Source organism: Campylobacter peloridis LMG 23910, assembly GCF_000816785.1.
In the GTDB taxonomy this organism is placed as follows: domain Bacteria; phylum Campylobacterota; class Campylobacteria; order Campylobacterales; family Campylobacteraceae; genus Campylobacter_D; species Campylobacter_D peloridis.
Genome location: NZ_CP007767.1, coordinates 1 through 25,667 on the forward strand (window position 1 = coordinate 1; position 25,667 = coordinate 25,667).

The 25,667-nt window shown below is 25.9% G+C and carries 22 protein-coding genes; 11 read left to right on the forward strand and 11 right to left on the reverse strand.

Annotated features, from left to right (window positions below; translation table 11 throughout):
• A complete protein-coding gene (locus CPEL_RS08410; RefSeq protein ID WP_044599606.1) occupies nt 1-5,805 on the forward strand; it encodes a methyltransferase/helicase in 5,805 nt (1,934 codons plus the stop codon).
• A 73-nt stretch (nt 5,806-5,878) separates the two neighbouring features.
• On the opposite strand, the gene CPEL_RS08415 is transcribed toward CPEL_RS08410, so the two are convergent.
• The gene (locus tag CPEL_RS08415) at nt 5,879-7,198 is read right to left on the reverse strand and encodes a nickase/relaxase (RefSeq protein WP_044599607.1); all 1,320 of its coding nucleotides are present in this window, start codon (nt 7,196-7,198) and stop codon (nt 5,879-5,881) included.
• Nucleotides 7,198-7,728: a hypothetical protein gene (locus tag CPEL_RS08420; protein WP_044599608.1), complete on the reverse strand. Its 531-nt coding sequence runs from the start codon at nt 7,726-7,728 to the stop codon at nt 7,198-7,200. Before CPEL_RS08420 ends, CPEL_RS08415 begins: the two co-directional genes overlap by 1 nt.
• Before the next feature lie 204 nt (nt 7,729-7,932).
• Here CPEL_RS08420 and CPEL_RS08425 point away from each other — a divergent pair, with 204 nt between their 5' ends.
• The 4 genes from CPEL_RS08425 (at nt 7,933) to CPEL_RS08440 (ending at nt 10,494) form a co-directional block, all read left to right on the forward strand.
• On the forward strand, nt 7,933-8,205 hold the full coding sequence (locus tag CPEL_RS08425) for a hypothetical protein (protein ID WP_044599609.1): 273 nt from the start codon (nt 7,933-7,935) through the stop codon (nt 8,203-8,205).
• Between the two features lie 70 nt (nt 8,206-8,275).
• On the forward strand, nt 8,276-8,986 hold the full coding sequence (locus CPEL_RS08430; RefSeq protein WP_012662288.1) for a hypothetical protein: 711 nt from the start codon (nt 8,276-8,278) through the stop codon (nt 8,984-8,986).
• An 18-nt stretch (nt 8,987-9,004) separates the two neighbouring features.
• Nucleotides 9,005-10,078 (forward strand): toprim domain-containing protein, encoded by a 1,074-nt coding sequence (locus CPEL_RS08435; RefSeq protein WP_044599610.1) that lies wholly within the window; start codon nt 9,005-9,007, stop codon nt 10,076-10,078.
• A 104-nt stretch (nt 10,079-10,182) separates the two neighbouring features.
• On the forward strand, nt 10,183-10,494 hold the full coding sequence (locus CPEL_RS08440) for a hypothetical protein (protein WP_044599611.1): 312 nt from the start codon (nt 10,183-10,185) through the stop codon (nt 10,492-10,494).
• Between the two features lie 28 nt (nt 10,495-10,522).
• Here CPEL_RS08440 and CPEL_RS08445 read toward each other — a convergent pair whose 3' ends face one another.
• The 4 genes from CPEL_RS08445 to CPEL_RS08460 form a co-directional block, all read right to left on the reverse strand.
• The gene (locus CPEL_RS08445) at nt 10,523-10,825 is read right to left on the reverse strand and encodes an EexN family lipoprotein (RefSeq protein WP_049984626.1); all 303 of its coding nucleotides are present in this window, start codon (nt 10,823-10,825) and stop codon (nt 10,523-10,525) included.
• Nucleotides 10,826-11,220: 395 nt separating this feature from the next.
• Nucleotides 11,221-11,943 carry a hypothetical protein gene (locus CPEL_RS08450; protein ID WP_232088191.1) on the reverse strand — a complete coding sequence of 241 codons (723 nt, stop codon included), beginning with the start codon at nt 11,941-11,943 and terminating at the stop codon, nt 11,221-11,223.
• Nucleotides 11,943-12,974, reverse strand: coding sequence for a DUF3696 domain-containing protein (locus tag CPEL_RS08455; protein WP_044599612.1), 1,032 nt, complete (start codon nt 12,972-12,974; stop codon nt 11,943-11,945). The genes CPEL_RS08450 and CPEL_RS08455 overlap by 1 nt, the downstream gene beginning before the upstream one ends.
• Nucleotides 12,958-14,064 (reverse strand): DUF262 domain-containing protein, encoded by a 1,107-nt coding sequence (locus CPEL_RS08460; protein ID WP_044599613.1) that lies wholly within the window; start codon nt 14,062-14,064, stop codon nt 12,958-12,960. The genes CPEL_RS08455 and CPEL_RS08460 overlap by 17 nt, the downstream gene beginning before the upstream one ends.
• A gap of 117 nt (nt 14,065-14,181) precedes the next feature.
• Here CPEL_RS08460 and CPEL_RS09140 point away from each other — a divergent pair, with 117 nt between their 5' ends.
• From CPEL_RS09140 to CPEL_RS08480, 5 genes are all read left to right on the forward strand, one after another.
• Nucleotides 14,182-14,307 (forward strand): type II toxin-antitoxin system HicB family antitoxin, encoded by a 126-nt coding sequence (locus CPEL_RS09140; protein ID WP_232088192.1) that lies wholly within the window; start codon nt 14,182-14,184, stop codon nt 14,305-14,307.
• Nucleotides 14,308-14,693: 386 nt separating this feature from the next.
• Entirely contained in the window at nt 14,694-15,593 is a 900-nt protein-coding gene (locus CPEL_RS08465) for a replication/maintenance protein RepL (RefSeq protein WP_044599614.1), read from the forward strand.
• On the forward strand, nt 15,590-16,003 hold the full coding sequence (locus CPEL_RS08470; protein ID WP_044599615.1) for a type II toxin-antitoxin system VapC family toxin: 414 nt from the start codon (nt 15,590-15,592) through the stop codon (nt 16,001-16,003). The genes CPEL_RS08465 and CPEL_RS08470 overlap by 4 nt, the downstream gene beginning before the upstream one ends.
• A 187-nt stretch (nt 16,004-16,190) precedes the next feature.
• Nucleotides 16,191-17,381 carry a DUF5710 domain-containing protein gene (locus CPEL_RS08475; protein WP_044599616.1) on the forward strand — a complete coding sequence of 397 codons (1,191 nt, stop codon included), beginning with the start codon at nt 16,191-16,193 and terminating at the stop codon, nt 17,379-17,381.
• 19 nt (nt 17,382-17,400) lie between these two features.
• Nucleotides 17,401-17,616 (forward strand): hypothetical protein, encoded by a 216-nt coding sequence (locus CPEL_RS08480; protein ID WP_044599617.1) that lies wholly within the window; start codon nt 17,401-17,403, stop codon nt 17,614-17,616.
• Between the two features lie 40 nt (nt 17,617-17,656).
• Here the strand turns inward: CPEL_RS08480 and CPEL_RS08485 are convergent, their stop codons facing one another.
• The 3 genes from CPEL_RS08485 to CPEL_RS08495 form a co-directional block, all read right to left on the reverse strand.
• Nucleotides 17,657-17,959 (reverse strand): EexN family lipoprotein, encoded by a 303-nt coding sequence (locus CPEL_RS08485; protein ID WP_049984627.1) that lies wholly within the window; start codon nt 17,957-17,959, stop codon nt 17,657-17,659.
• Between the two features lie 88 nt (nt 17,960-18,047).
• On the reverse strand, nt 18,048-18,689 hold the full coding sequence (locus CPEL_RS09420) for a DUF5710 domain-containing protein (RefSeq protein ID WP_012662281.1): 642 nt from the start codon (nt 18,687-18,689) through the stop codon (nt 18,048-18,050).
• A gap of 154 nt (nt 18,690-18,843) precedes the next feature.
• A complete protein-coding gene (locus tag CPEL_RS08495; RefSeq protein ID WP_044599618.1) occupies nt 18,844-19,479 on the reverse strand; it encodes a multiple promoter invertase in 636 nt (211 codons plus the stop codon).
• Nucleotides 19,480-19,603: 124 nt separating this feature from the next.
• On the opposite strand from CPEL_RS08495, the gene CPEL_RS08500 reads away from it, so the two are divergent.
• Nucleotides 19,604-19,993 (forward strand): hypothetical protein, encoded by a 390-nt coding sequence (locus tag CPEL_RS08500; RefSeq protein WP_044599619.1) that lies wholly within the window; start codon nt 19,604-19,606, stop codon nt 19,991-19,993.
• A gap of 863 nt (nt 19,994-20,856) precedes the next feature.
• On the opposite strand, the gene CPEL_RS08505 is transcribed toward CPEL_RS08500, so the two are convergent.
• Both CPEL_RS08505 and CPEL_RS08510 read right to left on the reverse strand, forming a co-directional pair.
• On the reverse strand, nt 20,857-25,236 hold the full coding sequence (locus tag CPEL_RS08505; protein WP_044599620.1) for an inverse autotransporter beta domain-containing protein: 4,380 nt from the start codon (nt 25,234-25,236) through the stop codon (nt 20,857-20,859).
• Nucleotides 25,237-25,256: 20 nt separating this feature from the next.
• Nucleotides 25,257-25,667: a single-stranded DNA-binding protein gene (locus CPEL_RS08510; protein WP_044599621.1), complete on the reverse strand. Its 411-nt coding sequence runs from the start codon at nt 25,665-25,667 to the stop codon at nt 25,257-25,259.

Here is a 25,667-nt window from a genome sequence, read left to right on the forward strand (position 1 = left end):
ATGGCAAAGAAGAAAAAATTGAATGATGATCAACCTAGTCTATTCTATTTTATAGAAGAGGAATTAATTATTACAGATGAAAGGAAAGAGAATGAGCAACAGAATGGAAAATTATCCAAATATGAAAATATTGGAAAAGAGTTTAAACAAGATAGCATTTTTACAGCTTCAACAGGCTTGGATAGACAAAAAAATCCCTCAATACAGCTTAATAATACTGGAGAGATGGACACAAATTTATCCAAATACAATCAAAAATATGGGAATGTCGGAATTAATAACATTGGCACTACCACAAGCACAAATAGAACTAGCAATCTTGGAAAGCAAAGAAGCGGACAAGAAGAGATCTCAGGGCTTAACAGATATGGAAATATTGATGGAGGAACAAATAAATCTCAATCATTATATAGAGATAGAACCACAAATTTATTCTCCTTTATTTCAAGAGATGATGATGAAGGACAAACAACAAAATCAAGAGAAAACAATCAACGATCAGTATTGGAGCTTACAACAGGATATGATGGATATGAAGGAAGAAGTTTCAAATCTGGACAAAAATTAGATTTTGCAAGTGATGATGAAGTCTATCTTGGCTCTTTGAAAGATAGATTTCAAAAAAATCTTCAAGCTATTAAACTTTCAAAAACTATCGAACAAGAAAATCGCTATGCTACTAAACAAGAGCAAGAAATTTTAAATAAATTCTCAGGATGGGGTGGAATTCCTCAAGCTTTTGATTTTCAAAATAAAGAATGGGAAAAAGAATTTAAAGAACTTATTAACACACTTGATTATGCAGAATATGAAAAAGCAAAAACCTCTACTTTAGATGCTTTTTACACTCCAAAAATTATCATTGATACGATTTATCAAGGACTTAATCAGCTAGGATTTAATAACGATAATCACACCAAAGAAATATTTGAACCGAGTGCTGGCATAGGCTCTTTTTTATCGCATGCTAAAAATTATAGCGATAAATATCGTTTTACTTGTATCGAACTTGACACTATGAGTTCAAATATATTAAAGAACCTATATCCTAATCAAACAATCTATAACAAGGCATTTCAACACCATTTATTTGATAAACCATATGATGCTTTTATAGGCAATCCGCCCTTTGGTCAAAAAAAGATTATTGATCCAAATAATCCTACTTTAAATAAAACTAGCGTTCATAATTATTTTATTGGTAATGCTATTAAAAATTTAAAAGAAGATGGGATTGCAGCATTTGTAGTATCAAGTTATTTTTTAGATTCTAAAAATAGCACAATAAGAAATTATATAGCCGAACAAGCAACATTCTTGGGTGCTGTAAGATTACCAAACAATGCTTTCAAAAAACGAGCTAATACAGAAGTTACCACCGATATCATCTTTTTCAAAAAAGGAAAAGATTTAAATATAAACAATTCGTGGTTAGAAAGCGTAGAATATTATGATAATCGTTTTGCTGAAGCTGAAAAAAGAGGTATGCATACTGATGTTTTTAATGATTTTAGAATAAATGAATATTTTAAAAAAAATCCTCAAAATATCTTAGGCAAAATGGATATCAAAAGCTCTCAATACGGAAAAGACTTAGTATGTTTAGATGATGGAAGAAATTTAAAAGAGGCTTTAGAAAACTTTGTAAAAAGCCTACCAAAAGATATCTACAAATACCAAGAAACAAAAATTAAATTATCTTATTATAGAATTGATAAAGAATCTCCCGAATATCAAAACTATAGTAATGCTTTAAATAAATTAAAAGATGGTAATTATTTCAAATACAAAAATGAAATCTATATGAGAATTAGAAATGATGAAGAAATAGTTTTCTCAAAACCTGTTTTAAATGAACATGATAAAAGAAGAATAAGAAAACTTATAGATATTAGAGATCAATTCAATACTCTTATTGAGTATGAAAAAAATCAATCTAGCGAGCTTTTAGTAGAAAACCAAAGAAAATACCTAAATAAACTATATGATGATTTTGTAGCCAAAGAAGGTTACCTAAATAGAGATGCAAATAAAAAAGCTTTCAAAGAAGATGTGGAAGCAAATAAAATTTTAGCATTAGAAAAAAATTATAGTAGTGGTATTTCTAAAAATGTAGCACTAAAAGAAGGTATTGATCCTATAGAACCAAGTGCAACGAAAGCTGATATTTTTTTTAAAAGAACTATAAATGCACGCAAAGAAATGAAAATTTCTACCCCTCAAGAAGCATTAGTAGCTAGTATTAATGAATGTGGAAGAATTGATTTAAAATTTTTAGAAAATAATTTAGATCAACCTATAGAAAAAACCATAGAGGTTTTAGAAAATGAAAGAATGATTTTTAAAGATCATAATAACCCTACTAATTATGTATTAGCAGAAAAATATCTTTCAGGCAATGTTAAGGCAAAATATAATGAGGTTAAGAAATTAGTAGATGATGGTTTGAATGATTTTGCTAATAATTTAGAAAGTTTGGAAAAAGTTTTACCTAAAGATCTAAAAGCTGTTGATATATCAGTTGCTCTTGGAACAACTTGGATACCTATAAAGTATTATAAAGAATTTATAGAAAAAACTTTACAAATTGATTCTAAAAATTATGATTTATTCTTGATAAATAAAACTGGTGAATGGAATCTTAAAGGTAATAATTACGCATTAAATTCTTATGTTAGATCACAATATGCAACTGAAAGAATAGGGTGTTTTGATTTATTTGAACACGCTTTATTAAGAAAGCCGATTCGTATTTATGATAAAAAAGAAAATGCTGATGGAAAAGAAATAAGAGAGCTTAATGCAAAAGAGACAGCAATTGCTAATGCAAAATTAGAAAATATTAAAAATGAATTTGTTGAGTGGATTTATCAAGATTATGATAGGCGTACAGATCTTGAAAATATTTATAATGAAAAATTTAACACCAACATAGAACCACAATATAACGGAGAAAAATTAGAATTACCAAATTTTAATGCTAGCATAAAATTGAAAAAACACCAAAAGAATGCTATATATAGATCTATTCAAGAAAATAATATTATTTTTGATCATCAAGTAGGTGCAGGAAAAACCTTAGTAGCAATTTGCTCTGTGATGGAACAAAAAAGAATGGGACTTTTAAACAAACCATTAATTGTAGTTCCTAATCATTTAGCAAGACAATGGAATGATGAATTTTATCACGCTTATGCAAACGCAAATATTTTAGTTGCCACAAATGATGATCTAAAGAAAGATAATAGAGAAAGATTTTTTTCAAAAATAGCTACAAACAATTTTGATGCTGTTATTATGACACATTCGCAATTTAAATTGATACCTGCCCCTTATGAGACTATTAAAAAACAATATCAAGAAGATATTCTTATTTTGGAAGAAACCTTAAACAGAAAGCAAAAAGATGATAATGTGATGAGATATTCTGTTAAAGAATTAGAAAAACGCATTGAAAATTTTAAAGCAAAATTGGAAGATTTACAAAAATCACACAAAAAATCTAAAGCGATAGATTTTTCAGAATTGGGTATTGATGCGTTAATTGTCGATGAAGCCCATGAGTTTAAAAATTTACTTATTACAACTTCTATGGGAAATATAAGTGGTCTTGGGAATTTAAAAGGTTCTCAAAAAGCATATGATTTATACTGCAAAACACAATTTCTACACGAGCAAAATAAAAAAGTTTATTTTTTAACAGGAACACCTATAAGCAATTCGATCACAGAACTTTATACTTTGCAAAGATATATCCAACCAAATATATTAAAAGAAAAAGAAATAGAGGCTTTTGATTCTTGGGCTTCTATTTTTGGAGAAATTACAAATGCTTGGGAGCTTGATAGTTCTGGAATAAATTATAAAATAGTGGCAAGATTTAATAAATTCAAAAATGTTCCTGAATTATCAACAATGTATAAAAGTATAGCTGATATCGTAACAAATAATGATATTATGAAATATCAAAAAGATTTTGTTCCAAAGCTATATAATGATAAACCTATTAATGTGGTTGCACCAAGAAGTGATGAAATAGCAGAATTTATAGGAATTCAAGATGAAAAAGGCTCGTGGAATGAAGGGTCTATTGTATGGAGAATGGAACACCAACAAGAAGATATTATAAGAAATAATTTACTTGCTTGTACTACAGACGCTCGAAAAGCTGGACTTGATTTTAGATTAATTAATCCTCAAGCCAAAGACTATTCAAATTCTAAAATAAATAAGCTAGTGGAGAATGTTTATAATGAATATTTATCATGGAATGAAGATAAAGGCACTCAACTAATATTTTGTGATTTATCAACCCCAAAACAGCATTCACAAAAAGTTATTTTAAACAATACTACACCAACTAATTTATTAGAAAAAAGCGAAGATGAATTTATCAATATAAATGATATTATAGAACAATCAGAAGATGATAATAATAAAACATTAGATGAGCTTTTAGCAGAGCAATCAAAATTTGATGTTTATACTGATATTTTAAAAAAACTTGTTGTAAAAGGTATTCCACAAAATGAAATTCGCTTCATTCACGATGCAAAAACAGATTTACAAAAAGGACAACTTTTTTCGGATATGAATTCAGGAAAAGCTAGAATTTTAATTGGTTCAACACAAAAAATGGGTGCAGGAACAAATGTACAAAAAAGAATTGTAGCTTTACATCATTTAGATTGTCCGTGGCGTCCAAGTGATTTAGAACAAAGAAGTGGAAGGGTTATTAGACAAGGAAATGAGCTTTTCATGAGAGATCCACAAAACTTTCGAGTAAAAGAATTTAGATACGCAACTGAAAGAACTTATGATGCTAGAATGTGGCAAGTTATCGAAAGTAAAGCACGCTCTATAGAACAATTTAGAAAAGCAGGTGCTGATGTAAGAACGCTTGATGATATTACAAGTGGTGCTGCCGATGCAGCAGAAATGAAAGCAGAAGCTACTGGAAATCCACTTATTTTATTACAAGTGCAATTAAGTAGCGATTTAAGACAAGAAGAAATGCTTTATAGTGGCTATAAAAGGCAAATTCATAACAATGAAGAAAGTCTTAGATCTAATATATCTAAAATTGAATTTTTGGAAAAAGAAACAAAAAAATATAATATACTCCGAGACATTATCCAAAAAAACAAAAGTGATAATTTTCAAGGAAAATGTTTTATTTATAATGAAAACAATGAAGAAAGCACAAAAGATTTTTGTATCATTAAAGATGATGCTTCAGAGCTAAATAAAACAAGACAAAAAGAACTTGAAAAGTTTTTTGATAAAACCATTAAAACTATTGCACACGATTATCAGAAAGAATATAAAATTTTTGAATATCAAGGACTAATAATTAGTGGAGAAAAAATTGATCTAAACACTTTAAATTTTTATGTATCTACCCCTGATAAAAAAATATTCGTTGAACCTGATAATTTAATTTACAAACGCGATGAAAATACTTTTTTCAATTTAGAAAATTATGTAAATTTTACTGGATTTATAAAAAGAATAAATAATTTTTATAACAATCTTAGTAAATTTAGTGATGTGAATTTAAAAAACATAGAAAAATTAAAAAACGATGTTAAAGAATTGAAGTTAATAACTGGTGAAAATACTCCTGAATATAAAAGAAAAGAGTATTATGAAGCGTTAAAAGAGGATAATGTTATTATAATGCAAGAAATAGAAAAAATGAGTCAGCAAAAAGACTATAAAAGCCCTTTTATTCCAAAGTCTAATGCTATTTTGGAAAAATTAAATAATAAAAATAATATTGAATTTTCTCAAGATAGAGGTTAAAGAAAAAACAACTGATTAATTAAAGTTTTGCTTTAATTAATCGGTTATTCTTTAAAACAAACAAAATCAATTATTATCCATCTCTTTCAATCTCATTATTCCTAGAATTTGTCCATCGCAAGCTACTATCGGTTCGTTCTCGCTTTCCTTGCTGTAGCTGATTGAGTGCATTGATGTGCATAGGCATTTGAGTTCCTTTTCGCTCATGAACCACAGACTGTTCGGACAATATTCGCATAAAGTCTCTTTCTTTGGCAGATTCTCTTGGGATATTTGATTTATTACTGGACTCTTGTAAGATTCTCTGTCTATATTGTTCTGTATAATCTCTCTCATTGTTTTCCTTTATAGTATATTTTGGATTATTTTTTTCATCTGATTGCAATGGTTTTAGCTCTTTTTCTCTACCTAAAACAGAAGCGTCCCAAACAGATTTTTTTGCCATTTTGGTTACTTCAAAAGTCTTTCCATTTGCTTTAATTTTTTTCTTAATTTGATATGTTTCTTGTCCTATAATTTTAAACTTTGCATATTCCCCTTTTAAAATTTTATTTTCTTTGATAACTCTTTCAAGATCATTACTCCATATTACAGCTATACCTTTTTTTGTTCTATATTTCACATAAAAACTATCTTTAGCTTTCTCATCAAGACTAAATTTATATTTTGCTTTTCCATAATCTAAAACTTGATAATAATGCATTTTAGTTTGTTCTTTATTTTTTTCAAGTTTATAGGATACTTCTTCATTGTTTTTTGAACGAATAGTTGCTTTTGCTTCCACACCTAAATTGTTTAATGCTTTAGCAAAAGATAATCTCAAATTCATTAAATCTGATTTTTTTGGATTAATTCTTTTTCCATTTTTATCTGCAACTTTTAAACAAACATGACAATGTGGATTGTCAGTATCATCATGAAAAGCAACTGCAAAAAAATTATCTGGATACATTTTTTTTAATGTCATTAAAACAGCTTTTTTCATTTTTTCTGGGGGTGCATTTTTATAATCTTGCATGGAAAAAACCATATTAATAGTATGTCTTTTTTCTTTTTTTTCTTGTCCAAATCTAGGAATAGGAGCGCCCTCATTTTCATAAATTTTTTTTAAAATTTTTAATTCATCTTTTCCTTTTAATATATCAAAATCACTTGTAATTATTTCTACTGTTCCTTCTCTTGAAATATAATCTAAATGTTTGCAAACTGCTTGCAAATTTTTCGAGCCTGATGTAATTTTTACAACGACTTCAGTGTTTTTTCTAAAAACTTTATTTGTTTTATTTGATATATTTTTTTTAACAAAATTATATGTAGATTTAGATCCAACTTCTATTTTAGTATAAACTCTTTTTGCTATGATCTCATCATCAAAAATTTTAAATCTTGACATTAAATTCTTTCATTATTTTTAAGAATAATTTTTTCTAATTCTTTGGATAATTTTTCAATATTTATTGAAATATCCTCAAAAGATTTTTCTAAATTTTTTTCATTTATTCTCACACTTTTTCCGCTTCTTAAAATTTTTAAAAGCTGATATATATTCCTTCCGATTGTGTTTATTTCTGTTCTTGCTAATATGAATTCATCGATATAATTTTTATCAAAAAATTTATCTTTATAAATATGATTTAAAGTTAAAATTCTTATTTGTTTTGTTGCGGTTCCATTTCCATTTTTCTTTGCAAAATCTGAAAATATTTTATATTCATCTTCAGTAAGTTTAAATCTAATTTCTTTTTTTGGTTCATTATTTTGATAATTTATTTTATCTATGGTGTTTATATTTTCTTTTTCATTATCATAAATATTTTTTAAAATTGTATTTATTATTTTACTGAAAGAAACTTTCATTTCTTTTTTTAGTTTAACAAGATAAGAATAACTTTTTTCATCAAAGTAAATATTAGTTTTTTTCATAAAAATTACAACACCTTTTATTGAGCCTCGCAGAGAATATTTTGCTATTTACTAAAAAAATGGTGTCATTTTTTGGAGTAAATAGCTATCCTGTTATTGATACATTTTTTACACCTGTATTTTAGTCAATTTATCTTTACATAAAAATTAATATTTTCAACATTTATGATATAATTAATATATAAAATATTCACAAGGAGTAAGATGAAAAAAGATAGCAAAGAAATAGAATTACTCAAACAAGAGTATAAAGAAAAAATCCAAAAAGCAAAACAAAAAGAAAAAGAGAGAAAAGAGAAGCTTTGTAAGAAGATAGGCTCTGAAATTATCTCTTTGTTAGATAAAGATGATTTTAGAAATTTATTTTTTGATTATATTCAAAAAAATAATTTAGAAAAGATAAAATCATTATGTAGTGAAGTTGATGATTTTTTTAATATCAACTATACCAACAATAAGGAGGATAAAAGCAACTAAAAAAATACAAACAATTTTTACAATAATCCAAAAAAACAAAACCAAAAAACAAAATTATTAAGGATGAAAAATGGAAAACATAGATATACAAGAAAATGAAAATAAAAACATAACATTTGAAAATATAAAAGTAAAAGTTATTGATAATTCATCATTATGTGAAGAATATCAAGAGTGTGTTTTTAATGGAACTTATGACAATACATCAAATCCTAAAGAGATCGAATCTCTTTTTAATACTTTAAAAACTTTTGATTCTTGTGAAAAGCTAAAACGAATGGAAAAATTATCTTTTTCAAAACAAGAAATTGCATTTGAAATTATCACGGATGATTTAAAAATACCACTAAAGGTAAGATTAGGTGATGGACATTTTGAGAAAGGTTTAGATGAGTTAATTAAACTAGGTAGTCAAAATATTGATGCTAGTATTAACAAAAGAATCAATCCAAAAATAAAAGAAAATTTTGACAAAATATTATCTCCGCTTAAAGCTGAAAATTTTCAAAATATTCTAAATGGAACTTTTGAAGCAATTAAAGAAGTTGGAGTTTTATCAAATGCGAATGAATTTTCTAATTTTGTTTCAGAATTTTTAAAAGCTTACAAGGAAACTCAACAAACATCTGAAAGTAATAAAACCATAGATAATTCAAAAGATAAGAAAAAAGATAAAAACTATTTTTTTAAAAAAGTTGATGAGTTTTTTCAAAAAAAGCTTAATTCTCGTGAAAGGGAACATGTTCGGACTAACGAAAAATCTTTTTCTAAATCACTATAAAATTTAAAAGGATTATCGATGTATTATAATAGTTCAACCAACACCTCCCTAGCCCTTCAATCATTTAAAAAATCACTTGAAGAAGAAGGATTAATTATAGATAATTTACCTATTATGGATGGTAAAATTCATAGAGTAAAAACTACTAATGATAAAGGTAGAGAATTAAGTGGTGCTTATATTGGATATTTAAATAACAATTTTCCTGCAGGTTTTATACAAAATTTTAAAACAGGCGTAAAGAAAAATTGGAAAATGCAAGTAGAAAAAAACTATAATGGTAATTTAAAAAGTTCTCAAGAATTACATAATCAAATAAAAAAAGATCAAGAGCTTAGAGAAAAAGAAATTTTAGCCTTACAAGAAAAAACTGCCTTAAAATTAGAAGATGAATATAATAATGCAAGATGGGCTAATTCTAACCATGCTTACTTAAAGAAAAAAGGCTTTGATGAAAACTTTTATCTTAAACAAGATAAAATGGGTTCATTATTAATTCCTTTAAAAGATGAAAATGGAAAATTATGGTCACTTCAAAGAATATTTTCAAATGGAGATAAAATCATAGGAGTAATTAAAACTCAAGAAGAAAAAGATCAAGGTGTGGAATATCTTGCAAAAAAACAAGGTTGTTTTCATATTATAGGAGCTAAAACACTTCATAATTTAAAAGAATTTTATTTATGTGAAGGTTTTGCTACTGGTGCTACTTTGTATAAAGCTTTAAATAAACCTATCATTATGGCAGTAGATGCTGGTAATTTAGAAAGTGTGGTTAAAAAACTAAATACTCTCTATCCTGATAAAAATATCACAATATTTGCTGATAATGATGTAAAAAAAGAATTAAGAGGTTTAGAAAATACAGGTAAAAAAACAGCTTTAGAGATTAAAGAAAAATATTCTAATGTTAGTGTAATTTTACCAAATTTTACACAAGAGCAAAGCTCTCAAGGTATGAGTGATTTTAATGATTTAATGCTTTTAAAAGGGTTAGAATTTGTAACAAAAGAAATTAAAATGCAGATGTTTAGGGATAAAGTAATATGCCTAAAAAAAGAAAATTCTGATAAAGAATTAACTAGGGATTAAAATATCTAGTTAATATTTATATCATATATTATTGATATTGGGTAGATATTTTATTTAATTTATAGTAAAATATCAAAAATATTTTCACATAAGGATAAAATGTTATGTTTAGATTTTTACTTTTTTGGAAAAGGAAAGAAAATTTAAAAATTACAGCTGAAAAAAAAGGTAGTAAAATAACTCTACTTAGAGCTGATAAAGATAGTAAAATTATTGCCGATAACGCAACTATAATTATAAATAATTCTAGAAAAGATCTTGAAAATTTAGAAATTGCAGATATTAGAGATAATTCTAAAATAAGCATAAATAATGCTAAAATCAATATTAATAATACTGATACTAATAAGACAAGTTTTTTAAAAAAAATTATAGGAATAGTATGTAAATTTATAGGAATATATAAAAACGAGTAGCTAAACACTACTCATTTTTCACTCCTATTTAGTCAAACAAAGCATCAGCTTCTTTATCATATTTTTTTCTAAGCTCGCCATAATCCAAAGGCTCTTTCCCCATTGATTTACCTATATCTGCTTTAAAAGCATTTTCACATTCTATATATTCTTTTGAAGTTTTATCTTTTAGTATAGAGTCTCTATTATCTTTACAATATTTTAAAGTATCTTTTAATTCTTTTTCATTTTTAACATCTTTAAAATATTCCATAGACTTAGGCTCTGATGAACAAGCACCTAAAAAAACAATAAGACTAAGAGAAGCTAACCCTAAAACTACTTTTTTCATTTCATATCCTTGATATATTTTTTAAATATGTTCGTTATATTTTAATGATATTGAAATTTTATCTAAAAAATATTAATTAGATATAAAAATAAATAAAAAATTTAATTTTTGATTTGAGATTATTTTATTTAATTATAGCTATTTTAGTTTAAAAAATTTCTTTTATGAATATTTTATTGTTTTGGATTTTATTATTATAAAAGTTCAAAAGTAATATTATTACTTTTGATTTACATTATTGGCAATCTAGGTAAAAACTTACAGCAAATTATTGATGCTATTAGGAAAATAGGTACAAATGTAAAGGTTGCTTAAAAGTAAATACTATTATATATTAAAATTACTAATATATAATAGTTATTTTAGTGACTGACAATATACATTAATTATATATTTTATAATTCTCTTATTATGTATGTAAAATCTTTCTTTTTTTTCATTAAGTTATCAATACCGCTAGTTAAAATAATTTGAATTTTCTTATCTACAATTATATATCTATCGTGCAAACAATTATATTTTCTGTTAATTACACAATCTTTATTCTCTACAATATTCCATTCTTTATGTATATTTTCCAAATTAGTACGTAAAATTTTCGGAAATTTCATTCCATTTTTAACAGGATAGAAAATGTTTAATTTTTTTCTCGGAAAGCATTCTTCAGCAAATTCTATAAATCGCTTCTGATTTTTATTTATAAATTTATCATAAACAAACAAATGATTTGCATTTAAAAATAAGGCTTTTAAATGTTCTTTAGCTTTTTTTCTATCTTCATTTTTTATAAAACTAGCTGTAAAATTATTTTCTATTTTATCTTCAAAAATATTTACATAAGGAAAATTATATTGTTTCTCAGATAAAATAATTTTATATATAGTATTCTTAGAAAGACATTCTAAATCATCGCTATATTCTAAACTAGTCTTTTGTCCGAGAATAGATTTTAAAGTTTCACTATCATAATATCTTCTCATATATTCTTTTCGTAATAAAACATATTGTTTATAATAATATAAAATTCTTTCAATAATTTTGATATCACATTCTTTTTTATTTTTAAAATTACACAATTCTTCTGCTAAACTATCTTCTAATACCATTGTAAATTTCATTACATCATTTCCAAAAGATGATCTAAATCGCTATCAAAAAATCCCTCAGGGAAATCAATAATCTCACCATTACTATTAATATATTTGCCTTGTTTATTAATCCCAATAGATTGGAAATTGTTATTTATATTATTTCTATAATAAATTTGAACATCTTGTTGTGATATTTCTTCTTTAAAAACATTCCATCGAATTCCATTAAGTATATGTTCAGAATGGGTTTCTATTATTAATTGAATTCCAGCTTTTATTAAAAAAACAAAAAAATCAGTTAATTTTGAAATCGCTTTTGGATGCAAATGAACTTCAGGATTTTCTATAATTAAGATATTGCCTTTTTCTAAAGATAATCCTAAAATTAATATTTTAGTAAGATAGCTAACACCTGAACCTAAATTAAATGGAGAAAATTCCATACCTAAATCATAATTTTTATACAATATTTTTACACCACTGCTATCAATTTTTTGAGTTATTGGCTCAAGCTTTAATTCCAAAATTTTATTTATCCAAAATCTGATTTGCATTGATAGTGAATCTGATTCTTGATCGCATATAAGTCTATCATTTTTTAAAGCATTATTTTTATTTTCTTCATAAAATCCAAATAAATATTCTCCATTATTCCCACTTCTTAAAGTATAATGTTTTTTCCCAAAATTTTCTTGTCCAATTCTATTTGAACAAAGATGAAATAATTTTTCTTCAAAAACAAAAAAATTATTATTTGATTTTACCCATTGATTATCTTCAAAAACCAAAGAAAATATTTCTCCATTGTTTACATTAGAAGTAATTTTAATCTGATTTTCATTTGATTCTAAACATAAAAGATCTTTCCCTTCTCCAAAATTACGCAAATAATCCTCTAAATATATATCTTTATTAGCATAATAAGAACAAAATAAAAGTGCTTGGATAATACTTGATTTACCAGAAGAATTGGTTCCAGCTAAAATTGTCAATGGTTTAAACTCAAAATTGTAATCACTAATACTTTTAAAGTTTTTTATTTTAAGATTTGTAATCATTCCAATCCTTTAAAAATTTATCTACCTTATTAAATCTATAATCTACACTAATTACACTATCAATCCCACTAACAAATTTCCCTGATTTATCAAATTCTAATTTTAAATTATCTATAGCTTCTTTTGGAGGTTTTTTACCTTGTTGCATACATAGAGTAAATAAATAACTTAAACTTTCAAATAAAGCCATATTTATTGGTCTTTTATTTATTCCATTAAGATTATTAAATCTAAAAATATCTTGACCATAATTATCATATGTAAAATTCATTGTATTTTTAAACATAAGTTTTAGTTCACTAATTAAATATATATCCATGGTATTGTTTAAAAACAACATAATTTCAGATAAAAAATCATCAATATTTCCTTTATATTCAATATTATTGATTATTTTAGAATAATAAATATAAAATCCAATAAATCTTAAAATTATATATCTATCTTTCATATGATTTGATTTGATAGAATGAGCAGTTGCTTTTTTAAAGCACTCTTCTTTACTTAATTCATCAATAAGATCAGTGGAATTTCCTTGATAAAGAGCATTTCTCATTTCTTGATTATTTAATCTAGTCCCACCTCGATTAACTCTATCAAAAATATTGAATTTTACTTGCTCAGGAGTTGGTGGTTGAATTGTATAGGTATCAACCTGATAATCTTCAATCTTTCTTTGCTGGACAGCATTTAAATCAGAAAATTTTTTGCCAGTAATATCTGTAATAATTTTTACTTGTCTTAAATCAAATTCATCTTTCATAAAATCAATAAATGTTGTAATTCTTTGTCTACCATCTACTACTTGAATTTTAGTATCTTTAGATTCAAAAAAATAAAATACAGGGATAGGAATACCCATAAGCACTGATTCTATAAGCTCTGATTTTTGTTTATAATTCCAAACATCTTCTCTTTGAAATTTCGGACTTATTTGAATATCACCTCTTTCTTGCCTTCTTTTTATCTCAAAAAGACTCATACGCCCTTTTTCTATTCTTATCTTTTCAAGAGGATAAATTTGTTTATAATTTTCATCATTATTAATATCTAAAGAATTTTCACCTTCTAATTCTTCTAATTCTTTCATTTAAAACTTCTTATATAATTTTTTATATATTCTAACATAAATAATTAAATTAAAACTTCTTTTTTGGAACAGTGAGGAAATTAAGTATCACTAAATATTATTATTGAAAGAGTCTAGATGGACATTTTGTATGTGTTTGAAAATTGCATTTCACAAGGAAATACCTATAAAAAAACTTTAACTAATATAAAAGAAGCCGGAAGACTTTATTTAGAAAACATTAATTTAAAGAAAAATTATTAATTTTTATTTTGGATTTTATTATTATAAAAGTTCAAAAGTAATATTATTACTTTTGATTTACATTATTGGCAAATGAGCGTTAGCGAAATTTGCGGTTTTTTGAATTTAAGAACAGATAAAGAAGAAAAAGACTTATAAAAAATGCTCTCAAACGCCTATAAAATAGCTATTTATTAAGGTTTTTAATTTTCCCACCCGTGGGACAAATTTTCCCACCCGTGGGACAAAAACTGCTCGTGGTGGGAAAAAACTAAAAAAGTAATTTTTCCCAAAATAATCAATAAAATTCATTGTATGGGATACAATTTGTTTTTTTATTTGGGAATTTATCATTTTTTGGGAAAATAATGCTATAATGTTTTTTAATTTTTGGGAAAAGGTAATATATGGCAAAGATAGTTAATTTAGAAAACAAAGAAACTAAAAAATTATATAGTAATGTTCAAGAGAAAGTTGATGCTGTAACAGGAGAAGTTACCACAGTAATAAGTTCTTTTTTACAAAGAGAAAAAACCAAAGATGATTTTATTAAGTTATTTGTAGAAAACATTAGTTTTCTTACTGATAATCTTTCAAATCCTGCTTTAAGAGTTGTGTTGATGATGATTAAAAATTTAAATTATCAAAATGTTTTTCAATATAATAGTGAGTTCGTTCATTATTTTGAAAGTAGGAAGATTTTAGGAAAATCAAGTGTTTATCGTGCGATAAAAGAACTTGAAGATAAACAAGTTATTTTTAAAGTAACAGAAGAGCAGAGAAAAGAATATGATATTATTGGTTCAAATTCATATATTATGAATCCTCAAATCATAGGCAAGGGTTCTTTTAAAGATCTAAAAAAATTAAGACAAACTGTCGTTAAAACTTTTGATTTTGACAATTTAGAATTTAAGCAAGAAGTGTCAGTTGAAAGTGAATATGAAGGTCTTGAGCAAATTAAAAAAAATCCAGATCATTATGTTATTGAAGAAGTTAAGCAAATAGCTTCGGATAAGAATGTTGTAGAAAATCAAGTGATTATTTCTAAAAAAGATGATGAGCAAATAAATTATCCTTCATTAAAACAAGAGAAAATAATTGATGTTAATAGTAACATTCCTAACTTAACTTCAAATGATAATGTAGAACCTACATTATTCAATGGAAACAAAAATGAGCAAAAGGCAATGGCTTTTATTAATGAATTTGCAGGTATGTTTAATGGAGCTTTTCATCCAAGTAAAACAGCCAAAGAAATGAAAAAAGAATTTTTAGAAAGTGACTTAAAAAAGGGTAATATATGAAAAAAGTATTTCTTGATACAAATATTTTTATTGATTTTTTTGACGAAGCAAGAATAAATAATGAACAAGCTAAACAATTGATATATTTTTTAATATCTAATGAAATAAAAATAGTATTTTCAGAAGATATGATTTCAACTATCGCTTATTTAATAGATAAAGATAAATTACCAGCCCTTATGTCTTTTTTTAAAAACACAATAACAAATCCATATTTTGATATAGTTTCATTTGGATCAAGCGTTATTAATATGGCTTGTGATTTTTACTTGCAAAATAAAGGTGATTTTGAAGACTATTTGCAGTATTTTTGTGCAGAAAAAGAAAATTGCACAGCAATTTATACTATGGATAAAAATTTTCCAAATTTAAAAATACCTATAAAAAGATATGGCGATACAAACATATAATAATATTTCATCTATCTCATGTTAAGATATTAAAAATATTTAAAAATTAGAGGAAAACATGAAATCGCTCAATAAAGTAGATTTTGATGATATTGTTAAAAGTTGGAATGGGCTACTAGGAAGCCCTTTGAATTTCATCAAAATTATAGTCAATCTAACATTAAATTAAAATAAATAGGGGAATATCTTGCCAAAAAAAAGAATGTTTTTGTTTGTTCCATATCAAGATATTCGTGAAGCTAAAAAACTTGGTGCAATGTGGGATAACAAACAAAAACAATGGTTTGCACCAAAATCATTAGATATTAATATATTTAAAAAATGGTTAGATAAAACCGCATTAAATAATAAAAGTAATTCTTATTCAACCAACACCTCCCTAGCCCTTCAATCATTTAAAAAATCACTTGAAGAAGAAGGATTAATTATAGATAATTTACCTATTATGGATGGTAAAATTCATAGAGTAAAAACTACTAATGATAAAGGTAGAGAATTAAGTGGTGCTTATATTGGATATTTAAATAACAATTTTCCTGCAGGTTTTATACAAAATTTTAAAACAGGCGTAAAGAAAAATTGGAAAATGCAAGTAGAAAAAAACTATAATGGTAATTTAAAAAGTTCTCAAGAATTACATAATCAAATAAAAAAAGATCAAGAGCTTAGAGAAAAAGAAATTTTAGCCTTACAAGAAAAAACTGCCTTAAAATTAGAAGATGAATATAATAATGCAAGATGGGCTAATTCTAACCATGCTTACTTAAAGAAAAAAGGCTTTGATGAAAACTTTTATCTTAAACAAGATAAAATGGGTTCATTATTAATTCCTTTAAAAGATGAAAATGGAAAATTATGGTCACTTCAAAGAATATTTTCAAATGGAGATAAAATCATAGGAGTAATTAAAACTCAAGAAGAAAAAGATCAAGGTGTGGAATATCTTGCAAAAAAACAAGGTTGTTTTCATATTATAGGAGCTAAAACACTTCATAATTTAAAAGAATTTTATTTATGTGAAGGTTTTGCTACTGGTGCTACTTTGTATAAAGCTTTAAATAAACCTATCATTATGGCAGTAGATGCTGGTAATTTAGAAAGTGTGGTTAAAAAACTAAATACTCTCTATCCTGATAAAAATATCACAATATTTGCTGATAATGATGTAAAAAAAGAATTAAGAGGTTTAGAAAATACAGGTAAAAAAACAGCTTTAGAGATTAAAGAAAAATATTCTAATGTTAGTGTAATTTTACCAAATTTTACACAAGAGCAAAGCTCTCAAGGTATGAGTGATTTTAATGATTTAATGCTTTTAAAAGGACTAGAATTTGTAACAAAAGAAATTAAAATGCAGATGTTTAGGGATATGATATAATAACAAAAAAAGGAGTAAAATGTTTATAGATTTTTTAACTTATATGCTTACATTTTTAATCATACACGCTTTTATGTTTTTTTGTTGTGTTTGTTATGTAGCATATTTTAAAGTTTATATAATGAATTTTGAGTTTTCTTTTGGATATATAAAAGATTTATTAGTTGCTATTGCTATTGCTTTTATATTGGCATCCTGTTTTATTATAGGCTATCAAAAATTTATTCTTATTTAAAAAAACGAGTAGCTAAACACTACTCATTTTTCACTCCTATTTAGTCAAACAAAGCATTTGCTTTTTCTCTACCTTCATCTAAAAGCTCTTTAGAATCCAAAGGCTCTTTCCCCATTGATTTGCCTATATCTGCTTTAAAAGCATTTTCACATTCTATATATTCTTTTGAAGTTTTATCTTTTAATATAGAGTCTCTATTATCTTTACAATATTTTAAAGTATCTTTTAATTCTTTTTCATTTTTGGAGTCTTTAAAATATTCCATAGACTTAGGCTCTGATGAACAAGCACCTAAAAAAACAATAAGACTAAGAGAAGCTAACCCTAAAACTACTTTTTTCATTTTATATCCTTGATATATTTTTTAAATATGTTCGTTATATTTTAATGATATTGAAATTATATCTAAAAAATATTAATTAGATATAAAATTATTTAATGATTTTAATACGCTCAGCATTAAACCAAATTAAAGCATTAATATCTGAACACTCGCTTGTAAGTATCTCAATAATTTCTCCAGTAAAACCCAAATCAAATAATAAAGGAAAATCGTAAATCTTTAGTTGTTGTGCTTCTTTAACAGTGTTAGGACTAAAAATAGAATCTATTTCTTCAAACAAGAAAAACTCTCCTTGTTTTGATTGGCAACATTGGCATTTATTCATCAAATAAGAACTTCCAGCTGTATTTGAAAATGATTTTTCGAGAGATTTTATATTCATATGTTTTAAAATATTAGAAAAATCTTCAGAATATGCAGTTATATTTCTAAATATTTTAAATTTAGGTTGAAATAACCATTCGCCTTTTTCTTTATAAATAAATTTAGAGCTTCCCAAAGCATATACAGGTATAACTTTAGAACATTTCCAGCAATTAATAAATCCCTGAACAATATTTAAAGTTTCAGTTGCATAAAATGTAAAATTTTTATTCTCTAAATAACTTGAAACATAGTTTAAATTTTTATAATCTTGCAAATACCAAGTTTTATGTTCTTGATTCCATTTTATTCCATATTCTTTCAATTTATCTTTTTCTGAATAAGGAATATTAAGTTTTATATTCATAAGTTGCCTTTAGATAACAAAACACTTAATTATTAATTACACATATAAATAATTAATATAAATTTTAGGATATTTTGTTAAAATTTATCGTTCGTTATTTTTTAATTTTTTTATTCTACTAAAAGCACACTATTTTTTCCCTTAAAAGAGAAAGTTAAATCTCGGTTTTATATCTTTTTAGCAAATGTGTATATCCCATTGTAATTAGAAATTTTCTTAAAGTATCCCTATGAACACCTATTCTTCTTGCTATTTTTGAATGTGAGTAGCCTTGCTTATCCCATTTTAAAATTTGTTTTAATGCTGGATAGCATGGATTTACTTCAATTCTATTCTTTTTGCCTTTGGGACGCCCTAAAATTGCACCTTCCATTTTTTTTCTAGCTAAAGCTTCTTTAGTTCTTTGTGAAATCAATTGTCTTTCAATCTCAGCTGAAAGAGAAAAAGCAAAAGCAATTACTTTTGTATTAATATTATCATTAAGAGCAAAATTTTCCTTGATAGAATATATAGTGATATTATTTTTAATACACCAGTTTAATTTTTCCATAATATCCAAAAGACTTCTTCCTAATCTTGAAAGTTCTGTAACAACTAAAGAATCTCCATTTTTTAATTTTTTAAATAATCTTCCTAAATTTCTATGATCTATTGCTATTTTTCCGCTAACAACTTCTTGCACAAAGTAATTGATTTTAATTTCATTTCTTTTGCTCCACTGAAGTATTTCAAATTTTTGATTTTCAGTGTTTTGTTTATCGGTGCTAACTCTTATATAAGCATATATCATTGATGTTTCTCCTTTTAATAAAATAAAGATTATTTATATCAAAAAAGGTATGATTTTTCTAGTTTAAAATAATTAACCCTTTAATAACAGCATAAATGTAGTTTTTAATGCTTTAAATCAAAGAATGAATAAAGCGTTAGCAATAAAATCTTATTCTGAAGTTCCTGTTGATGTAAGTGCTTTTGCTAATTATACTTGTAATGGCTATGAATTAACTTATCAGCCTATAAACTTAGGAGATTATGCCATACCAAACACAGATAAAGTAAAATCAGTTACAATTAAATGGAAAGGTGCAGTTGATGATAGGTTTGGTATAACCATACATGACACTTTTGTAGATGGTAGAATTTTTCCTTATGAGTGGATTGATAATTGGTATCAAGGAAATATAAAAGTTAAATGGAATAAAGTTAATAAAATTAATATAAAAGCAGGAGCTATTAATACAGACGCTTGGAGGTGTTATGCTAGTGGAATACAAATACATTTAAGGTTTAACTATGATGAATAAGCCCTCAACCCTGCTAATATGAAGGCTTATGTTTTAAGGATAAACTAAGCAGGGTTTTTCTAAAATAAAATTAGTTTTTTTATGAGAGTTCTTATTTTAGTGTTTTATTACTAAAATAAGAACGATTAAAGCTATAATAAAAACGATAACTTCACTCATCTTAACCTCCTTTCGACTTTAATAAAGCCTCCATTTGGTTAAATCCTTAAAACAATAAAATTATAATTATTTTTGCTTTAGTTTGTGATTAAATTCTAGTGTTATCTTTGAACCCTTTAATAACGACATAAATATACTAGCCAAAGCTTTTAATCAGGTATTAAAAGCTAGTGCTAAAATTAGTGTATTTCAAACAAGGGGGATATTAGGACACCCTACTGGAAATAGAAATGGAGGAGATGGAAGAACTACATTATTAGGAACTAATAATGGAGAAGATGGACAAGCTTTTGGTAATTATTCAGAAGGTTACTCTACTTTTACATTAACAAATCATAATGGTAATTTTGATTTAGGAATTTATGGTTATCAAAACACTAATGATATATGGAATGCAAATATAAAAATAACCTATACGCCAGCTTATGGGGGTAGTCAAAAATGGAATTTAAGTTATTTTATTAATTCAAAATCCTATTATTTAGGAAATACTTATTTTCCTTTTGATATGAATCATTATACTTACTTATTATTTAGTGATGAGGAAGCTTCTATTCCAACCAAACAAAACAACGGCATATATAAGTTTGAAGATTTAAATAATAAATACATAAAGCCCACCTATTTGCACTTGAAATTACCTTAAAAATCACATGAATTTTAAAATAGCCTATATAAAATTTAATTTTTTATAGGCTAAATGTTTATTCACTCAATTTTAAGTGTAAAATACTCGTATAGGTTTTACCCTTATAGGTAGTTTTAAAAGTATATATTCCGTTGTGTTTTTTATGAACAGAAATTTGGTTTGTATCTTGATATTTTCCAAAGTTACAAATTATTGTTCCCCATTTATTTGAAGGAAATTGTGAAGACTTGTTGTCTCCTTTATATATCCCAAGTCCATCGCTTCCATATTTAAAAGGATATTTAGTATTACCACCATAAGCTGGCTGATAAGTAAAACTCATTAAAACATTTTTTGCCTCATCTTTATTATCAAATCCAAAAATATATAGTTCCATAGTAGGAGGATAATTATATGCTTTAGTAACATGTATTTCTCTATAATTATTTTTATAATATCCTTCTCCACCATAACCATTATTGCCAAATTCTCCAATTGTCGAATCACTATAAGATCCAGTCTCTCCTATGGTAAAAAACAAATCTGAAACTTGTATTTTAGTCTTTAGATTTAAGTTCTGTCCTAAACTTTTAGCGTTAGTATTTATGTCGTTATTAAAGGGTGATTTTCCTTGACCATTTAAATAAGCCTCGCCTTTAGCATTAAATTTGCTATCTTTTGAGGTAATTTTTCCATCTCCACTTAAAGTCCATTCTACACTTGCATTTGGTTTTCCGCCTTTGACTGTTACTTTGAAATTTTCATCGCCTACAAGTTCAGTTTTATCACTTGAAATGCTTAATTTGTATTGATATAAATTAATATCATTCATAGTAAAAGTTTCTTTGGTATCTCCACTTTTAATATATTTAAATTGTGGTTTTATCTTTTTAATTTTAAAATCACTTATTTTGTGATAAGCAATTGTCGCTTCGCCTTTGTTATTTACTTGCACACTATCGCTTTTTGGTTTAATTACTCCATTTGTAATAGGTTCTATTATGCTATCAGGTAAAAGTCCTTTTACTAAAATTGAATAATCTGTGTCATAATCTATTGTATTATTGTGTTTGCCATAAAGGGTAGAATTAAATACTGGATATGTTATTACTGGTGTGAAGGTTCTTAAATCATACACAATAGTTTTATTTGAATTTTTACCTACACCTGAAGTAACAATTTTAATAGGGTTTTTAAATGGAGTTTTTGAAGTTAATAAAGCTTTAGCTTCTCCATTTTGATCAAAGCTTAATTCTTGATTGCTTAATGTGCCATCGCCAGTTAAATCCCATTCTACTTTTTCATTTGGCTTTCCACCTGTAACCTTAACTTCAGTTTTATCTAAAACTAAATTTTTTGTAGGTAAGCCATTTTCATAAGCGTCAAGCTTATCTTTTTGACTATCCATTGCTAAAGAATATTGATAAAGTTTGATATTATCTTTAACTTCAATTTTATTTGCGATACTTTGATTATAAATAGCTTTAATTTCTAAATTTTTAACATTATAATCTTTGATTGCTTCAAATACTACTTTGCTTTCGCCTTTTTCATTTGAAGTAGTTTCTTTGTTATTACTAATTCTAATTTTCTTACCACTATTAATATCTTTTGCTATCCATTCTATTTTAGTATTTGGCATTAATCCAGTAAGTTTAACTTCAAACTCACTCACATAATCAATTGTTCCATTTTCAAATAAAGCATTTGTAACTGGGTGCTTGTGAGTTGGTAAAATCATAGTGGCTTTATAATTTTTAACCTCTAATTCTTTGCTTTTTTCACTCACTAATTCATCATTAGTATTTTTAGCAAAGATTTTTACTTTACCATTATTTTCTAAGCCTACGATTTTAACTTTGCTTTCGCCTTTATTATCTGCAATAAGTTGTAATTCTTTAGCAGTAGAGTTTTTATTTTTATTTTCTAATACAAATAAAGCTTTATCCTCGCCCTCTAATCTCCACTTTACATTAGTTTTATTTGGGCGTAAATTTTTATAAGTAGCAATTGCTATTTCTTTATTTCCTATGACTTCTTTATCAATACTTAAATCATTATCGTTATTACCAAATACCATAATTTGCACAGGTGCTTTAAACTCAACTCCATTAACACTAGCAATAACTTTAACTTCTTCTTTGTCTTTCATCGTATCATCAGCTTTGTATTTGATAATAGCTTCACCATTGTTATCAGTTATATCTGAAGTATTTGTTTTAATCAGTTCGCCTTTGCCTATTAATCTCCAAACAACTTTTAAATTATTAGCTAAGTTTCCACCTGCTAAAGTGATAAGACTTTCTTCAAATCTTTCTATTTTTTCAGGATCTGCTTTAATTTTAAAATCAAGTTTTATAATTGAAATAGGAAATTTACCATTTGCTTCGCCAGCTACTGCATTTAAATCAGTTTTTGGAGTGCAAGAACGAATAATTTGCACATAAACTTTTCCGCTATTGTCTGTAATGTAATCAAAACCTTTTTCAAATACTACACAAGAATGAGTTGGTGTAACTCTCATAGGAGTATTTTTTACTACTTCATCAAAGCCATTTTTTAATAATATACAATGTTTATCATTACCTAAATCCCCACAATAAGAAATATGATACTTATTTGGAGTTGCTCTATATTCAAGAACCATAGAATAATCTCTATCAATAAATTGAGTTCTAGTGCCTTCAATAGTATTACTAATTCCTGCTAGTTTTGGTTCAAATGCTAATTTCATAGCTTTTTCATCAAGTGGTATATTAATGTTTGCATTAATTGAAGTATTCTTTTTAGAACTCTCTGCACTTCTGCTATGACTTAAAGTAAAAGTTAATGCAGGGAATGGAGAATATGAAATTCCCCCTTCATATATTAATGGATTTTTCTCTAAATCATCTACGCTATTTGCTCCAAAAACACCTACTTTATCGCCATACCATTGTCCCATTTTTGCAAAAACTGAAACATTAATAAGAGATGGAAAAGCATATTTTATTTTTGCGTCCCAGCCATTTGCAGGGCGTTCTTGCACATAATCTTTTTCAAAATCATAGCTATCTATCCAGTTACTCAGTCTTTGATAAACATTTGCATTAAACGCGAGTGTATCTACCATAGCTTCAGCACCTAAAGACATTCTTTTATGCCCTCTGCTAAAATCATGATCATAGACTGAGTTTAGTCCTAACATAATATTACCTGAATTATTTAAAGCTATTGCATTTGGATAAAACCTTATACCCCCACCAAAGTGTCCTATGGTTCTATCATTAGCAAATTCGCCTATACCACTTTGTAAAAAATAAGATATTTTTGGATTATCTTCACTTACAATAGGTAAAAGTGCTTTAGCATTACCACTAAAACCGCTTCTTTCATTGTAATTAAATGAAAAATCTGTATTAATAGAAGTATTTAATGAATCAATAAATTCTTTAGCTAACTCATTTGCACTTGCATTTAAATAAGAACTTGCCATATTTTTTACAATTTCTTCTTTACTTTTGCTATCTTCACTATCATAAATAGCACCAGCTGTTTGAATAACTTTCATTACTTTATTTGAAAATTCTTGATCTTCTTTGCTTAAATTATCATCTTTTTTACTATCATTTAAAGCTTCTTGTGTTTTTAAATTTTCATTATAATAATTTGCATTTGTAGGGTTTTTAAGATAAATATCTTCAAAAGGTTCTTTGATAATTTTTTTGTCTTTAAAATTAATATGAGCGTGTTCTTTGATAACTTCTTTATCATCAAACTCAAGCCACTTAGCTGAAATATATTCTTCTTTATTAACTATTTTAGCCCACTTAGTGCCTGTTTCATTAGTTATGATATTTTCAATATCTAATATTCTATTTTCTCTATAAATTTCTACTTGTTTGCTTTTTACATTTGGTTTTTCTCTTGAGATTATGCGATGAGCTTTTACTTTTGCTTTTTTTATAGTTTGTTTTTGAAAATTTGCATTATCTTCTTCGTTATTAATTTCTTTTAAATTATTATCAAGATTGTTTTTTTCTTGAATTAGTTGTTCTTTTTTAGCAATTTTAGCAATTAATTCATTATTGTTTGAATTATTACTTAATTCTTTATCTATACTTCTGATTTCTTTGTTTATTTTTGCATATTTAGCATAGATTTCTTGCTCACTAAGTTCTTTGCTATCTTTTTCTTCTTTTATAATTTCACTAGCTTCATTAACTTGTGTTTTTTGTGATTGAATAGTGTTTGTGTTTTGGGTGCTTGAAGGTAAAATTTCATTATCAGTATTAGTTGATGAAATAATTTTTTTACTTAATATTTCAATCTCACTATCTACATTGTCAAAAATAACACTTGAGTGTGTTTGATTTATTAAAGATGAACTTAACAAAAAAGACAACAAGATTTTTCTTAATATCCTTTTTTTTGGATATTTTGTTGCTAAAGATTTTTTATATAGTACTGATTTCATTTTACCCTCTTTAGTTCTTATTAAAATGCTTCTTCTTCCGTATTATCTGCTTGAGCAAAATTTTCAACAGAATTATCTTCTTTAATTGCTTGGTGATCTATATTTTGCTTTTCTTTTTGATGGACAAATTCAAAATTATCAACTATAACTTGAAAACCAGTTCTTTTATTTTGATTTTCATCTTCATAAACTGAAGTAAAAATCCTTCCTTTGCATAAGAATTTATCTCCTTTTTTTAAGTAATTTGCTAAAGCATTTACCCTATTTGTTCCAAAAACAACCAAAGGAATCCAATCTGTGTGTTTTATTTCCTCATTTGCTTTTTTAGTAATAGTCGTAATTGCTAAACTATTTTTTGCTAAAAGCTCTTTTTTTCCTTGAAATACTTCCCAATCTTTACCAAGAAAACCACATAATACTACTTCATTCAT